At 45.9% G+C, this 15641-nt stretch carries 12 protein-coding genes and 1 pseudogene; 8 read left to right on the top strand and 5 right to left on the bottom strand.

Going from position 1 to position 15641, the window contains the following annotated elements; translation table 11 throughout:
* Positions 1-90 precede the first annotated feature (90 nt).
* A complete protein-coding gene (locus tag ACQY73_RS03095; protein WP_428661295.1) occupies positions 91-576 on the top strand; it encodes a peptide deformylase in 486 nt (161 codons plus the stop codon).
* Positions 577-630: 54 nt separating this feature from the next.
* Entirely contained in the window at positions 631-1758 is a 1128-nt protein-coding gene (locus ACQY73_RS03090; protein ID WP_428661292.1) for a carbon-nitrogen hydrolase family protein, read from the top strand.
* A 19-nt stretch (positions 1759-1777) separates the two neighbouring features.
* Here ACQY73_RS03090 and ACQY73_RS03085 read toward each other — a convergent pair whose 3' ends face one another.
* A complete protein-coding gene (locus ACQY73_RS03085; RefSeq protein WP_428661289.1) occupies positions 1778-3031 on the bottom strand; it encodes a hypothetical protein in 1254 nt (417 codons plus the stop codon).
* Positions 3032-3042: 11 nt separating this feature from the next.
* Entirely contained in the window at positions 3043-4062 is a 1020-nt protein-coding gene (locus ACQY73_RS03080; protein WP_428661286.1) for an OmpA family protein, read from the bottom strand.
* Between the two features lie 208 nt (positions 4063-4270).
* Between ACQY73_RS03080 and trpA the strand changes: the two genes are divergently transcribed.
* Both trpA and ACQY73_RS03070 read left to right on the top strand, forming a co-directional pair.
* Entirely contained in the window at positions 4271-5050 is a 780-nt protein-coding gene (trpA, locus tag ACQY73_RS03075) for a tryptophan synthase subunit alpha (protein ID WP_428661283.1), read from the top strand.
* Positions 5051-5129: 79 nt separating this feature from the next.
* Positions 5130-5843 carry an outer membrane lipoprotein-sorting protein gene (locus tag ACQY73_RS03070; protein WP_428661280.1) on the top strand — a complete coding sequence of 238 codons (714 nt, stop codon included), beginning with the start codon at positions 5130-5132 and terminating at the stop codon, positions 5841-5843.
* Positions 5844-6010: 167 nt separating this feature from the next.
* On the opposite strand, the gene ACQY73_RS03065 is transcribed toward ACQY73_RS03070, so the two are convergent.
* Positions 6011-6304, bottom strand: coding sequence for a T9SS type A sorting domain-containing protein (locus tag ACQY73_RS03065; RefSeq protein ID WP_428661277.1), 294 nt, complete (start codon positions 6302-6304; stop codon positions 6011-6013).
* Positions 6305-6796: 492 nt separating this feature from the next.
* On the opposite strand from ACQY73_RS03065, the gene ACQY73_RS03060 reads away from it, so the two are divergent.
* The 4 genes and pseudogenes from ACQY73_RS03060 to ACQY73_RS03045 form a co-directional block, all read left to right on the top strand.
* Positions 6797-7297 (top strand): (R)-mandelonitrile lyase, encoded by a 501-nt coding sequence (locus ACQY73_RS03060; protein WP_428661274.1) that lies wholly within the window; start codon positions 6797-6799, stop codon positions 7295-7297.
* 32 nt (positions 7298-7329) lie between these two features.
* Complete coding sequence (locus ACQY73_RS03055; RefSeq protein WP_428661271.1) at positions 7330-7461, top strand: hypothetical protein; 132 nt, start codon at positions 7330-7332, stop codon at positions 7459-7461.
* Positions 7462-7491: 30 nt separating this feature from the next.
* Positions 7492-7929 carry a putative quinol monooxygenase gene (locus tag ACQY73_RS03050; RefSeq protein ID WP_428661268.1) on the top strand — a complete coding sequence of 146 codons (438 nt, stop codon included), beginning with the start codon at positions 7492-7494 and terminating at the stop codon, positions 7927-7929.
* Between the two features lie 358 nt (positions 7930-8287).
* Positions 8288-8998, top strand: a pseudogene (locus tag ACQY73_RS03045) (helix-turn-helix domain-containing protein); the annotation flags it as partial.
* Between the two features lie 129 nt (positions 8999-9127).
* Here the strand turns inward: ACQY73_RS03045 and ACQY73_RS03040 are convergent.
* Both ACQY73_RS03040 and ACQY73_RS03035 read right to left on the bottom strand, forming a co-directional pair.
* A complete protein-coding gene (locus ACQY73_RS03040) occupies positions 9128-9439 on the bottom strand; it encodes a hypothetical protein (protein WP_428661265.1) in 312 nt (103 codons plus the stop codon).
* Between the two features lie 6 nt (positions 9440-9445).
* Positions 9446-15631 carry a choice-of-anchor Q domain-containing protein gene (locus ACQY73_RS03035; RefSeq protein ID WP_428661262.1) on the bottom strand — a complete coding sequence of 2062 codons (6186 nt, stop codon included), beginning with the start codon at positions 15629-15631 and terminating at the stop codon, positions 9446-9448.
* Between the last annotated feature and the right edge of the window lie 10 nt (positions 15632-15641).

The raw sequence follows: 15641 nt of genomic DNA, 5'->3' as shown, positions 1-15641 counted from the left end.
TAAAAAGAGACGTACTGCTTCAACATACTTATCACTTATTATAATAAGTTGCGGGAAAGTATACCTTTGATAACGACTTCTTTTAAGTACATGAAAACATTAGCCGATCTGCTTCTTTTAGGCGACCCTCGTTTGTACGAAACCTGTTCTCCGATTTTGCCCGAAGAAAGCCATTTAGTGGAAGGTTGGGTAGCCGACCTGCACAATGTTATGCAGGAAGTGCGTGCCCAATATGGTTTTGGCCGAGCCATTGCCGCACCTCAATTGGGCATTATGAAGCGCCTGATCTACATGAACATTGACAGACCGGTCGTTTTTATTAATCCTGAATTGACGCATCTCAGCGAAGATTTGTTTGAATTATGGGACGATTGCATGAGTTTTCCCAACTTATTGGTCAAAGTGAAACGTCATAAATCCATTACCATCAATTACTTGGACGAACAATGGCAACCTCAGGAATGGACTATGGAAGACAGCCTTTCGGAATTGTTGCAGCATGAATATGATCACCTCAACGGCGTATTGTGTACCATGCGGGCCATTGATGCAAAGTCGTTTCAGTGGAGAAAGTAACCCATTTTTGTCATTCCGAAGGAATCTGAAATCTGCAAACAAATTATTCAGCCAATGCTCAGAAAAGTTGTTTTTGCTTTAGTGCTGTTGTTTGGTATTTATCTGCTTTGGTCGGTGATCGGAAAAACGCCGCCCGTCGCACCGCCGGCAAACATTAGCTATGTCCGATCTTTTGGAAAAGATACCGATAAAGGCAACTTATTGGGCATTCAGCCCTATGTGTTACCTGCCTGTTACGCTTCCGAAGCCAATTTTGAGCAATTTTTAGACGCTTATTTCGAAAGAGCCAAGACTGAAAATTGGCTGATTCCTCAAAAAACCATCGTCGTTTTACCCGAATATTTAGGAACATGGTTGGTGGTAGCCAACGAAAAAAGCAGCGTGTATGAAGCAAAAACGATTGATGAAGGACTTACCTCAATGGTAATGAGTAATGTATTCAGTTTTGTAACGCAATTGGCAAGCGTGCCTGATTCGACTAAAGATAGCGTAAAACACGCTGTTTTTGCCCTAAAAGCCCCGCAAATGGCGGAAATCTACCAACGAGTCTTTGCCAAATTAGCCAAAAAATATCAAGTTACCATTGTGGCAGGGTCCATTTTATTGCCTGACCCGCATGTGGTTGGAGGAGAGTTAAAAACGCATAAAGGAAGGCTGTATAATGTAACGGCGGTCTTTCGCCCAGACGGAAGTTTATACGATAAATTGGTTAAAAAAGCATTTCCTACCGGCGATGAACTGTCGTTTGTTTGTCCCGTTGATCCTAGGGAAAACCCCGTTTTCGACACACCTATTGGTCGTTTAGGGGTAATGGTTTGTGCTGATTCGTGGTTTAGCAGTGCGTATCAAAATTTAAAAACCAAAAAAGCCGATTTTGTGGTTATCCCTTCCTATTCATTGACTGACGGGGCTTGGGACAAACCATGGGGAGGTTACAGCGGAGCGCCAACGCCCGGCGATGCGAAAGCCGACATCGGCAAAATAACCGAAGGTCAGGCCTGGCTCAAACACGCGATGGGTGGCCGAGCCAAAGCCGAAGGAGGCCTTACAAAAGGCGTGAATGTGTTTCTTCGAGGTCAATTGTGGGATCTGGGGGCAGACGGCACCACGGTAGTGTTGGATGATTCCGCCACCGTAACCAAAAAAGTGAAAGGCGGAACGTTGGTCAATCTTTGGTTATGAACCAACGTTCCCGGACCGGTCAATACCGATCTTCTTTTCTTCGTATCTTAAAATAACCGTCTTTAATTTTAATGGGATTAGGCTTATGCTCAATGGGTTCGTTGGCTTTATAGACCGCAATCGCCTCCCCGCTGAACGTGCCTTCCACAAATCCCCCGACGGGATCATATCGGGTGACATTAATGTGGACACGTACCGGGCTGATGCTCCATTCACAACCGTTCCAACAGCCGATACCCGTTGAAAAAGTGGCAGTTTTACCCGACATTTCTTCCGAAGTCAATACGTCAAATTCACCCGTTTTTCGAATGAACGGAACCGTAATATCGGCAAATGGATACGGAGTGCGAAGTTTAGTGTCGCCATCTTCCTGAATAAGTAACCGAGTAACCGCATTTTGGGTTACGTTAGGGTCGGGATGATTGTTGCGCAGGTAGGCCTGCTCCATCGTTTCGGAATGTTTGATCATCACCTTTTGATTTGTAAACGGACCACCGTCAACGGTATACCAAAACACGTTTTTACCTTCAAGGGGTTTGACCGGCGGTTTTTCCTTGGCATTGGAAACCGTGATGACTTTTTGATTTAAGAAATTTTGTCCGATCAATGCCTTGAGTCCCTGTGTGTTCAACTTTTTGAGGAATTCTTCACGAATGGCAGGCGTGGTTTTAACGTACATTTTCAATGCTTGAATTTGCCCCATTGATACATCGGTACGTTTAACGGCTCGGCACGCAAGCTCTACGCCGTCGTCAGTGGGTTGATTTTTGGTCAATTTCCAATCTCCCAAAAAGAATTTTCCGGCTTTAGGGCCCCAAAGCGTTAGGTTGAAAGGCGCAATAGTTTTGGTTGCCGGTGCCGTTTTTGACCGGGTTTCGTCTTCAAAATAGTTGACCCAAATTTGCACTTCTACGCGCGTACCGGCCTCCAATTCTTCGACTTTCACCATCATATCTCGTGTGTCGCGCTCAAAGGCAGTGCGTCGGCGTTGGGCTTCTTCGGGCGTTAGGTCAATGACATACGTAATTTTATATTCGTGCTGAAAAGGATATTTACTCGCCTCGCTGCCTTCATGAAACCATTCCCGACCTTGCAATGCCGTTTCATCTTCTACCTTCCATCCTTTCCAGTCGCGGGGCAATGCATCGTGAATGGCCTGTAATACGCGCAGTTCTTCGGCGGTTTCGGCGGGTAGGGCAGGGCGACCTTCCTGAGCGAGGAGCAGGGTCGTTGATAAAATAAAAAGTATACCAAAAGATAGGTAGTTTTTCATTTCGGCAGGTATTACATTTTTACAAATTCAACACGTCGGTTCTTAGCTTTCCCCTCGGGAATGGCATTGTCGGCAATGGGTTTGGCTTCGCCGTAACCTTTGGGAGAAAGGCGGCTTGCATCAATGCCCATGCTGACCAATTGATTTTTGACGGTATCGGCCCGTTTTTGCGAAAGCGTTAGATTCGCGGCATCGTCACCGTCGGCATCAGTATAGCCGCCCACTTCAAATTTGGCACTTGCATTAGCTTTCATGAACTTGGCCACTTCATTCAAAACGCCCATACTTTCGCGCTTAAGTGTTGCTTTATTTACGTCAAACAGAATGGCGCTGGTAATGAATTTGCCATCGGTAAGGGCTTTGTCAATGAGGTTCATATCGCCTCCTTCGGCCAACCGAAAATTCTTGAAGAACATTTTTTTGCCGTCGCTGGCGTTGCCTTTGATGGTCAGGGAAGTAGCGGCAAATCCGACTTCCGGAACGCTCAGTACGCGGTGTTGGTTCACGTACACTTTGAGCTGATTGTCTTTGGCCGCTACCGCAATGTGGTTCCACTTGTCAAAAAAGAGTTCGTTGAGAATATCGGCGGGCATTTCGCCCGTTAAATTTCCGCCCGGGTACGAAAAAGTGACTTGAGCGCGGTCGGGGATCAATACCGCCACTTCGTCGCCTTTCATAAATCCAAGCATGATGCCCGGATTGCTGTCATATCCGGCATCAAGATAACAATCAAACTCGACGGTATAATTGGCAGGAAGGTACGTAGGCGTTTTTAAACGGGGAGAAATAACAGTGTAATATTTGGTAACAGCCATATACTTCTCGTCATTTTGAGTATTGATCACGCCTTGTCCCTCGATCAATTTCCAACGGGAAGGAAACTCACCGTCTTTATCCTTCGAAAAATCATCGGCAAAAATGAGTTTATCGCCCGCCACAAAATCATAATTTTGATACGCTTTAAGGTCTTGGGCATTGATCTGAGAAATCCACAAGGAACTGAAAAGGCAAAAAATGAAGACTTTTTTCATGAACAAAGAGTGTTTTTAGGGTAAACGATCCGGAGTCAAATGTAAATTGAGTTTAACAAATATGCAATTCCCAAAGTAAGAGGGAAATAGAATCTTTGGTGGTGGAAGGAGAAAAAATTACTTTTGCCCCGCGAGTTATTAATTAGTGACGAAGGCTAATTTTTCAATAACCCACTAACAAATAACGAACCTCAATTTCAATAACTCCATGAATCGCATTGTATCGCTTTTTCAAAACCACCCCACCCACAATCTTAACCTGTATTTTACGGCCGGTTATCCAAAACTGGAAGACACCCGCACGATCTTAAAAGCACTACAGGAATCAGGCGCTGATCTGGTCGAAATCGGAATGCCTTACTCTGACCCCGTAGCCGACGGCGAAACCATTCAGATCAGCAATCAACAGGCATTGGAAAACGGCATGAGTGTCAAAAAACTGTTTGAACAACTGCGCGGTATGCGTGAGGAAGTTTCATTGCCCGTATTGCTGATGGGATACATCAATCCGGTGATTCAGTTCGGGATCGAGAATTTCTGCCAACATTGCGCTGAAGTAGGTGTTGACGGACTGATCTTGCCCGATATGCCCGTCGATGAATACCTTGAATTCTACAAACCGATCTTTGACCGCTACGGTATCCTTAATATTTTCCTGATCACGCCTCAAACCTCCGAAAAACGCATTCGTCAGATCGACAGCAACAGCGAAGGGTTTATTTATATGGTTTCTTCGGCAAGCGTAACAGGCTCACAAACAGGCGTAAGCCAAGACATGGAGGCGTATTTTGCACGGGTTAACGCCATGAATTTGCGTAATCCACGCTTGATCGGCTTTGGAATCAAAGACCACGAAACCTTCGAAAAAGCCTGCCAACATGCAAGCGGTGCCATCATCGGAAGTGCGTTTATTCGGGTAATACAACAAAACGAAAACCTCGCAGAGGCAATTACTTCCTATGTATCAAGCGTTAAACAAGGTGCTTGATTTCATCTAAAGCTTGTTTTCGCTCTTTTATTTCGTTTTACCTTTCGCCTAAAATCGGCATTTTAATCGTTTTAAAAATATGAAAAAACTAATTGTACTAATTGCCCTCTTCGCAGGTACTGCGATGACGGTGGCAGCTCAAACCGCCGAAGAGATTTTAAACAAATCGATTCAGGCGAGGGGAGGAGCGGAAAAGTTGAACAGCTTGAAATCGTTGCGGATGGAAGGTACTTTGAGTGTAATGGGGATGGATATTCCCACCAAATCGGTCATTGTACACAAGCGTGGGATGCGGAATGAAATGGACGCAATGGGCCAATCCATCATTATGGCCATTGACGGAGACAAAGGTTGGATGATCAACCCAATGGCCGGTACAACACCCGTTGCGTTGCCCGAAGATCAACTGAAGGCCTCGGTAAGCCAACTGGATTTGTCAGGAATTACGAATTACAAATCGGTGGGCACAACGGCCGAATTATTGGGCAAAGAAACCATTGACGGAACCGAAGTCTATAAAGTGAAAATGGTTTCCAAAGATGGCACAAGCATGACCCATTTTATTGACAGTAAGAATTTTAATATCATCAAAACCGCCATTAAGGTCAATGTGAGCGGTCAGGATGTAGAAGTGGAAACCAAAATGTCCAATTATAAAGTTTTTGACGGCATTTCTTTCCCTACGATCACCGAGATCACCAATCCACAGGCAGGAGTGATCACTACCACTATCACAAAAGTAGAAGTCAATCCGACAATAGATGTGAGCATTTTTGCAATGCCTAAAAACTAGGAGGTTTTAGCCGATAGATAAAAAATCCGGCAATTACAGGCGGTTCGACACCTGTAATTGCCGGATTTTTTATTTAAGTACCCGTAGGCATTTATGTTAACTGTCACGCAAAGCTGCGGCTTTGCGTGAATAATTTTGTCGTATTACTTAAACGCAGGAAAATAATATTATTTGATCACCACTTTTCGGGTTAACACCTTATCGCGTTTTTCATAGCGAATCACATAAGTGCCTGAGGGAACGCTGTTAAGTGTAGTTTCGAAGAAATGCCTGCCCACGGGAAAAAGATCATTCGCTAAGGTTCTGATGACTTTTCCTTCCTCGTTGATCATTTGAATACTGATACGGGCAGGGAGTTTCATGGCGATCTCAATGGTGACCAATTCGTAGGCAGGGTTGGGGTATACTTTAAAATACTCAACGTCAGGATAAACCGTTGCTGATTCAGTAGATGAAGCCAAAAAATACGGTAGACTATTCACTGCCGGAAGCAAAGAAAAGCGAAAAAAGGTCATTAAAAAGAATAGTAGCACTATCTTCATATTAACCGGAAGCTATACAATAGTAATCGTTGCGTTAAAGGGTTCTGCACCTGCGAATGAAGATAACGGTATATTTTCAGAAAAAAAAATCCCACTCTTCAGCGCAATTTTCCCATATATCGAATAACCTGTCATTTTCAAATGCTGTAACTTTTAGGGATATTCTCCCGAAAGTGTTTAAAAAGCAGTCATTACGGCTGAAAGGCCCGGTAGTAGGTAGCTCCTGAACTAATGCACCTCTTCTTTGAAGTAATATCAGTAAAAGTGGTAAATAAATCAGTAATATATATAAACCGAAAGAGCGTTGTACATCCGACATTTGTACTGAGCATCAGTTGAACGTACGGTTGCTCTTCATTGTCAATAAAACCCATTCAATAATGCGCTTTTCAATAACACAAACAGTTTACAATGAGAACAAAATTACCGGCACCGGTGGCATTTATCGTATGTATAGTATCAATAACGGCTTGCAATAATCCTAAAAATCATACTGAAATGGCTGATCAAACCACCACTCCCATTTTTCCCAAAGGAGAAAGGATAACGAATGGATATTTTACCGGAAATGCGTATTTAAAACCTTTACTGGCAAAGGACAAAAACAATGAGTTTGCCTTGGGAAACGTAACGTTTGAACCCGGAGCAAGAACCAACTGGCATACACACCCGAAAGGACAGGTATTGATCATTACCGAAGGCGAAGGGTTCTATCAGGAAAAAGGCAAACCGGCACAGGTCTTGAAAAAAGGGGATGTGATAAACATTCCGGAAAATGTAGAACATTGGCACGGCGCTTCGGCCAACAGTGGAATGGTTCATATCGCTGTTACCAATTTCAAAGGCGATGAGAATGTAGTGTGGTTACAGGGAGTGTCTGAAGAGGAATACAATGAAGTCAATAAGAAATAAATCAAAAGTTACAATCTTACTTAGGAGTAGGAATGAATACCGGCCTTACCGAATATCAATTAGAACAGGTAGTTGTGGTAATAGAAAAACACGTCGGAAAACGCCGGGCAGCAGCGGCTAAAAAAGTGTTGGAGAAAGTCAAAGCCGCTGCTAAATCAAAGTGATAAGTACAACTGCAAAACAAACAAAACAAAATGAAGCAGAATATCATCCGTTTTCAACCTAAGGTTACTAAAACTGCCTTTCTTTTTCTATTAACAATCGGTCTGGTTTTTTCGTACAAAACAACGTCTGCTCAACAAAAAGAGATGATGGTACGTATTGCGGAAGTTGAAATTTTTCCTGACAATCTCGAAGAATACAAAGCGATCTTGAAAGAAGAAGCGGCAGCATCGGTAAAATTGGAGCCGGGAGTTCTGGCCATTTTTCCAATGTACCAAAAGGAAAATCCCGCACAAATAAGAATTTTGGAAATATATGCCAACCGAGAGGCGTACGAGTTGCATTTGAAAACGCCTCATTTTCAAAAGTATAAGACCTCTACCCTTAAAATGGTGAAGGCACTGAAGTTGGTGGATATGAATGCGCTGGATTTGGCAACAATGCCGGAAATATTCCTCAAACTGAAGTAACGTTTCTCATCAAAAATACCGAAAGCAATCAAACAAACACCTATAACGCAAAGGATATTGAACTCATCAATGTAGATCAGACCAACGAAGCCTTTGAACGTTTGGAAAGAGAAGATGTTAAATATCGTTTTGTTATTGATATGGCTTCTTTGAACAATTAGCAGCGGAAGACCCATATAAGGCATATAAATAAATAACATTACCTTATATGTCTTATATGGTTCAGTAAAAATAATCTCTACAAAATCTAAAGTAAAGTGGGAGTGAATGGCTGATTATAGAATCGCTTCCCTGTAGCTTTGTAAAGGGCATTGGCCAACGCACCGAAAACCGGGGGATAGGCCGGTTCTCCCATTCCCGAGGGAGCTATGACTACCAAAAAGGCACGCTGGTGTTCATCGCCCCCGGACAGGTGATTAAGGTGGAGAGCAGCGGAGAACCTGCGCTGCCGAAGGGGTATGCTTTGGTGTTCCATCCTGATCTGATTCATGGTACGCCCTTAGGAAAACATATTCAAGACTATACCTTCTTTAGTTACCAGTCCAATGAAGCCCTGCATATATCGGAGAGGGAGCAACAAATTGTGTTGGACTGCTTTTCTAAAATTGGCTATGAATTGGAACATGCCATTGACAAGCACAGCAAAATGCTGATCGTAGATAACATTGAACTGTTTTTGAAGTATTGTACCCGGTTTTATGACCGCCAGTTTATTACGCGTGATACGGTCCACAAGGGAATTTTGGAACGATTTGAGACGATGCTGAACGATTATTTTAAGTCAGAAAGCCTGCAAACCATTGGCTTACCTACGGTCGCTTATTGTGCAGATGCATTGAACTTATCTGCCGGCTATTTTGGCGATTTGATCAAAAGAGAAACAGGAAAAACAGCTCAGGAGTATATACAAACGAAAGTGATTGATGTGGCGAAAGAAACACTCTTTGACCAAAGCAGATCCATCAATGAGATATCCTATGAATTGGGCTTTAAGTATTCGCAGCATTTTACCCGCCTGTTCAAACAAAAGGTGGGGCAGTCGCCGACGGAGTATAGAATGCTTAATTGAAAGTTAAGTGACCTGATCAATTAGGGAAATACTCTTTTGATACAAATCCGGGCATTGGAAAAATGTTTGAGGTATATCAGGAAGTGAAAACTCTTCTGTGCCTTCCCGGCAATTCCCGGAATTTTTCCTTCAGGTAAAGTCAGGCTTATATAATGATGAATACGGCATTGACCCAAATAATGCAGATTCAGTAGCGACGATCGCATCGGCGCTCCGATTATGAATACGCATAAATCCATGCTCTTCCAATAACGTCGCATAAATACATAATGGTAATGAGGTCAACACCTGTTCGCCGGTTTCCAAATGAAAGACCGTATAGTTTCCCTGCGCACTCAGATACATAATGCGCCGCAGATCAATGACCGATTCTCTCGCTTTGGTTGGAAGGCGCGGCAAGCTTACCGCGCCTTCCAACCCATACACTCCGGCTCCACTCATCCTTCGTTATTTTTGAGAATCACTTAATACCTGATTGAGTATATTGGTCTGACATCCGCTGATGAGAGCTTGGAAAACGGCATTTGATGCACTGAAACCCGGCAACAGTGTCACCGACTCGCCGCCCCTATATTCTACCACGCCGCCTGATACTTGGTTGATGGCCGTGATCTTACCGGCCGTTTTCTGTACGTTTCCGCTTGAAATGTTTTCCGTTACGCTCAAGGTGGCAGGGCCTGCGCTGCCGATGCTTTGACTTTCATAGGCTCCCTTGTCAACCACGCCGGCATAGGGACGAAAAGTGCCGTCCAAATCTTCCATCGGAGCACCCGTATTGTCGCCGGAGTTGATGGCCGGTGAGCAGTTTTGCAGATGATAATCGCCCAAACCACCCAAAGGCGCCAAACCATTTGAGCCTGCATTGACAAATAACGGATTCTGACTGCTGTTACCCAAACCAACATAGCCGCCTTCAACGATGCTGTATGTAATGCCAATGGCGTCGGTAGTCTGCGGCGAGGAGTTCCCCCATAGGATGCTGTTGCGTACTATCGTTGCCGAATTGACAGTAAAGATACCGCCCGCTGTACCGCCGTTACCTTGATTGGCCGCAATTGTAGCATGAAGGATCAGTGGCTGACTGTGATTAATGTACAATCCGCCACCCAACGCTTTGTTGGTGACGATCAGCAGGTTTTCCAGTCGCGGCATGCTGCCGCCCAATACGTAAACGCCCCCGCCAAAGGTGGCTTCGTTGCCCCAAATGATCGTCTTGGTGATGCTCACCTTGCTGCTGTCCTGCAATAACAGTCCCCCCCCCGTGATGGCGCGGTTGTTGGTAACGATACAGTTCGTAATTAAACCCAGACTCCTATTGATCACTAAAATCCCCCCACCTGATGAAAGAATTGCCGGTTCGGTCAATTCGGTAGTTTGATTCCCCGTGACAAAATCGGCGTAGCCTTTTTCAATGGTAAGTCCATCCAGTCGGGTATCGGCATTGGTGGCGTTAAAGACTACGACGTGGTTGATGTTGTCATTCAGGGAATTGGTTGTACCGATCTCACCGCTGAGAATGGTTTTGTTGGTTTTCCAATTGCGTTGACTTAACTCGGTTTCTGTGCCGACAAAACCACCGTAGACCTGCACGCCTGAAGGGATTTCAAAAGCATCTTTTCGTTGGGTGCCGGGAATGTAAGTTCCCTGCGCTATCCATATTTCCAAGGGTGAATAAATCGAATTGCGGGCGGCTGTCAGGGCGGCCTGCAAATTTGCGAACGCTTTTTGCCAGGAAGTTCCGTCCTGAGTTAAGTTGACATTGGCCGCATTGACAAAAATTCGTTGCCCCACCGTGACGGTAACATCGGCCGTTTTGCTGCTCAAACAGTTTGTTTGTCCGCTGCTTTGCTGACAACGAGCGTAATAAGAAGTAGTGACCACCGGCGAGACAGGCATGGTTACTGACGTGTTATCCAAACTTTTATACCAAAGCAAAGTAAACCCTTCTCCCGAGCAACTGCCGGCCGTCAGAGTAGCGGATTGGCCGAGAGAAATGGTTGTGCCGGTAGGCGATGCGGGAGTCGATGGTGCCAACACGGTAACAGTCGCCGAGCCGGTTTGAGCTTGGGTACAATGGTTATTGTCGCTGACGCTCACTAAGGTATAGGCAAAAACGCCCCCAACGTTTGTCGTTTGGGAATAGGTCACGGAATTGCCGTTGGTAGTCGTGACGGTCAGATTGTTGGAAGTATTGAGGGTATAGGTAAAGGTGTAAGGTGCTGTACCACCGCTGCCGGTAAAGGTGATGTCAGGAGCGGTAGCGTCTTTGCAAACGGTACTTGTGCCGGTCATGGTAGCGGTAGGAATGGAGTTAACCGTTACAATTGTAGCAGTAGACGGTGCCGAACTACACCCTAAGGCTGTTACAATCACCGTATAACTCCCTGAAGTATTCGCAGAATAGATTGAATTAATGGCTCCGTTAAGGAGATTGCCATTCTTATACCACTGATTGCCGGAAGCCGAACTTGACGTCAGGCTCACCAAACCGCCTGCGCAGAAAGTCGTTGCGCTGCCTGCGGCAATAGTTGGGGTGGGCGGCAGCGGATTGATCGTCACAGAACCGGTGATGTTCTCCGAAACACAGCCGGTTGTTTCGTTTTTAACCGTCAGTGTAAACGAAATGGAACTTCCCGAAGCACCGCTGCTTAACTGAACGGTAATGGGGCCGGTCAAATTTCCATTGGTGACGCCGGTAATGCCTGCGCCCGAAATTGAGTAAAGATTTGGTGAGCCTACGGGGTTCGTAAAAGGAATACTGAATGTGTTGGTTCCGGCACAAATGGCCGAGATTGCCCCCACCGTCAGCGTGGGTTTGGCAGGGTCGCTCAATGTTGCTGAAACGGCATTACAGACACAGGCTCCGTAGACGGCCACAATCTCGGTGTAGCTGCCGGCGGTCAGGTTGGTTAAGGTAATGACTCCGTTGGCATTGGATGTAAAGTTAGCAGCAGCAACGTTGACAGCACCTTTGGTGTAGGAAACTGCGTAAACGGTATTGGCCAAGAACCCGCTCAGGGTGATAGAGCCATTGGTGCCTCCGCAGGTCGTTGGAGAGATTACATTGACCGTAGGAGTAATGGCCGAAGGTGAGGCGGCTTGGTATTCATATGCGCCCAAATCCACGCCGGTGAATTGAATACGGGGCTTGTTGTCTACATCTGTGGTGATCGATGACAAATCAGGCGTTTGACCGGCAGCAAAAACGCTGTTATCACCTGCATTGATGACCGGCGAACAGAGTTGCAGCCGCAGATCTCCTGCGGTGGTGGGGGCGTTATTAAAATCAGGCGGATTGACAAACAGGGGGGCTTCACTGCCGGTAAAACCGCCGACATTTTGTCCCCGAACCAACGTTTTGATGTAAACGGGGGTGCTGTTGTAATTATAAACCTCGACACTGTTGCCCCATAGGATACAGTTTTTCAGGATCGGGTTGGATCCTTCATTGCATATCCCGCCGCTGAGAAACCCTGTATTTCCGGCAAAGCTGCAATTGACCAAAGTTGGAGATGAATAGTAATTGTACATTCCACCGGATATAAACGTTGATTGGTTGCCCCAAAAAGAACAGTTGATCACCGAGGGAGATGAAAAGAAATTGTGCATCCCACCGGCGCCACTGGCACTGTTGCCCCAAAAAGAACAGTTGATCACCGAGGGAGATGAACTTTCATTGTACATCCCGGCGCCTCCGTCGGTCGTTATCGCAGCTTGGTTTCGCACAAAGGAACAGTTAATTACCGAGGGAGACGAACGAGCATTGTACATGCCTCCTCCAAAAGCCCCGCCCGAAGTGGTATTTCCCCCCTCAACCGTGAAGCCATCCAACAGCGCCGCCGAGGTCAAACCGTTATCATGGTTATAAATGACATGGTAGGAGTTTCCATGATAATTGCCAAAATCAGGTTGGTCGTTTTGGTCAATGTCGCCGCTGAGGATGGTTTGGTGCGTTTTCCAATCGCGCTCATTCATTGTCGGTGTACCCGTAGTGGGGAAACCTCCATAGATTTTCACTCCCTCTTTCATCACAAAGAATTGATTGCGGTTATTGTCGATCATCCCCGGCCCCTCATCAGGATAATACGTTCCCTTAGCTACCCAAATCTGCGTACCGGCGCAGGCCGCTTGCAGGGCTTTTTGCAGGGTTTTGAAGGGGGTCTGCCAAGAAGTGCCTGTGTTAGTATCATTGCCGTCGGTTTTGACATAGAGGGGCGACGGAGGTGTGTTTTGTTGTTCGTAGGCGCCCAAATCCACGCCGGTGAATTGAATACGGGGATTGTTGTCTACATCTGTGGTGATCGATGACAAATCAGGCGTTTGGCCGGCAGCAAAAACGCTGTTATTACCTGCATTGATGACCGGCGAACAGAGTTGCAGCCGCAGATCTCCTGCGGTGGTGGGGGCGTTATTAAAATCAGGCGGATTGACAAACAGGGGGTCTTCATTGCCGGTAAAACCGCCGACATTTTGTCCCCGAACCAACGTTTTGATGTAAACGGGGTTGCTGTCATGGTAATCCACAACCTCCGTACTGTTGCCCCAAAGGATACAGTTTTTCAGGATCGGGTTGGAAGGAGGATATAACCCCGGTTCATACGGAAAATTATCATTAAACATTCCATCACCCCTATTGCCTGAGATGGAACAATTGGTCAATATGGGACTGGCACTCCAATTGTATATCCCGGCACCCGCAACGGCTATATTACCTGAGATGGAACAATTCGTCAGGGTAGGTTTAGAATAACGATTACTTATCCCACCACCATAACCGGAAATTTCGTTGCACCGATTGCCCGTAAAGGAACAATTTATAATATTGGGATTGGAACCGTAGTTGAACATTCCCCCTCCATCAGAGCGAGACATATTCTCTACAAAGGAACAATTTACTACTGTAGGATTACTGAGTTGATTATACATTCCACCGCCAAGCGCAAAGTCGTAACTGCCATAATTAGCATTCCCTCCCTGCACCCTAAAACCGTCCAACAGTGCGTCCGATGTCATGATATCGTTGCTGTAATGGTAGTTATAAATGACATGGTAGGAGTTGTTGTCATAATTGCCAAAATTAGGTTGGTCGTTTTGGTCAATGTCGCCGCTGAGGATGGTTTGGTGCGTTTTCCAATCACGCTCATTCATTGTCGGTGTACCCGTAGTGGGGAAACCGCCGTAGATTTTCACTCCTTCTACCATCACAAAGAATTGATTGCGGTTATTGTCGATCATCCCCGGCCCCTCATCAGGATAATACGTTCCCTTAGCTACCCAAATCTGCGTACCGGCGCAGGCCGCTTGCAGGGCTTTTTGCAGGGTTTTGAAGGGGGTCTGCCAAGAAGTGCCTGTGTTAGTATCATTGCCGTCGGTTTTGACATACAGCACCTGTGTAATGCTTTGTCGTTCATATGCCCCTAAATCGACAGTGGTGAATTGAATGCGGGGATTGTTGTCCACATCCATGGTAATACCCATGGGAATAAGGCTGTTGTCGCCTTGGTTAATCAGAGGACTGCAGGGCTGCAGTCGCAAATCTCCTGCGGTGGTGGGGGCGTTATTAAAATCAGGCAGATGGACAAACAGGGGGTCTTCATTGCCGGTAAATCCTCCGACATTTTGTCCGTGAACCAACGTTTTGATAAAGACGGGATTGCTGTTGTTATTATAAACCTCGGAACTGTTGCCCCATAGGATACAGTTTTTTAGGATCGGATTAGAGGCGGAAAAATTGTATATCCCGCCGCTGAGAAGCCCTGTATTTCCGGCAAAGCTGCAATTGACCAAAGTTGGAGATGAATAGCTATTGTACATTCCACCGGATTTATGTGTTGATTGGTTGCCCCAAAAAGAACAGTTGATCACTGAGGGAGATGAAAAGACATTGTACATCCCGCCGGCGCCTCTGGCCCGATTGCCCCAAAAAGAACAGTTGATCACCGAGGGAGATGACTCGTTATTGTACATCCCGGCGCCTCCTTCGGTCGACATCATATCTTGGTTTCGCACAAAGGAACAGTTAATTACCGAGGGAGATGACTCGTTATTGCTCATGCCTGCTCCATTAGTCCCTACATCATTGATATTTCCCCCCTCAACCGTGAAGCCATCCAACAGCGCCGCCGAGGTCAATCTGTAATAATAGCCGTTATAAATGACATGGTAGGAGTTGTTGTCATAATTGACAAAATTAGGTTGGTCGTTTTGGTCAATGTCACCGCTGAGGATGGTTTCGTGCGCTTTCCAATCACGCTCATTCATTGTCGGTGTACCCGTAGTGGGGAAACCGCCGTAGATTTTCACTCCCTCTCTCATGATAAAAGAAAAAAAACGGGAATTATTGGTTGTACCCGGTCCTTCATCAGGATAATACGTTCCCTTAGCTACCCAAATCTGATCTCCTGCCGTCGCCGTCGCCAAGGCATTTTGCAGGGTTTTGAAGGGGGCAGACCAACTTGTGCCGGCGTTTGTGTCGTTGCCGTCAGTTTTGACATGATATACCGTGGCCTGCGCCGAGAGTCCCGTCAGGCAACTTGCCAGCAGAAGCAACACAAAACGGGTAAAGCTCCGGAAAGCGGCTTTTGGAGGCAAAGTGTGAAGGGCACACCATTGGGAGTAAACAGAACAGTTCATACGTGAGTGG

Origin of the sequence: Runella sp., assembly GCF_965279615.1 — a bacterium.
Classification (GTDB): Bacteria; Bacteroidota; Bacteroidia; order Cytophagales; family Spirosomataceae; genus Runella.
The sequence above is the reverse complement of the archived record's forward strand: the minus strand, read 5'-3'. Positions and strand labels throughout refer to the sequence as shown.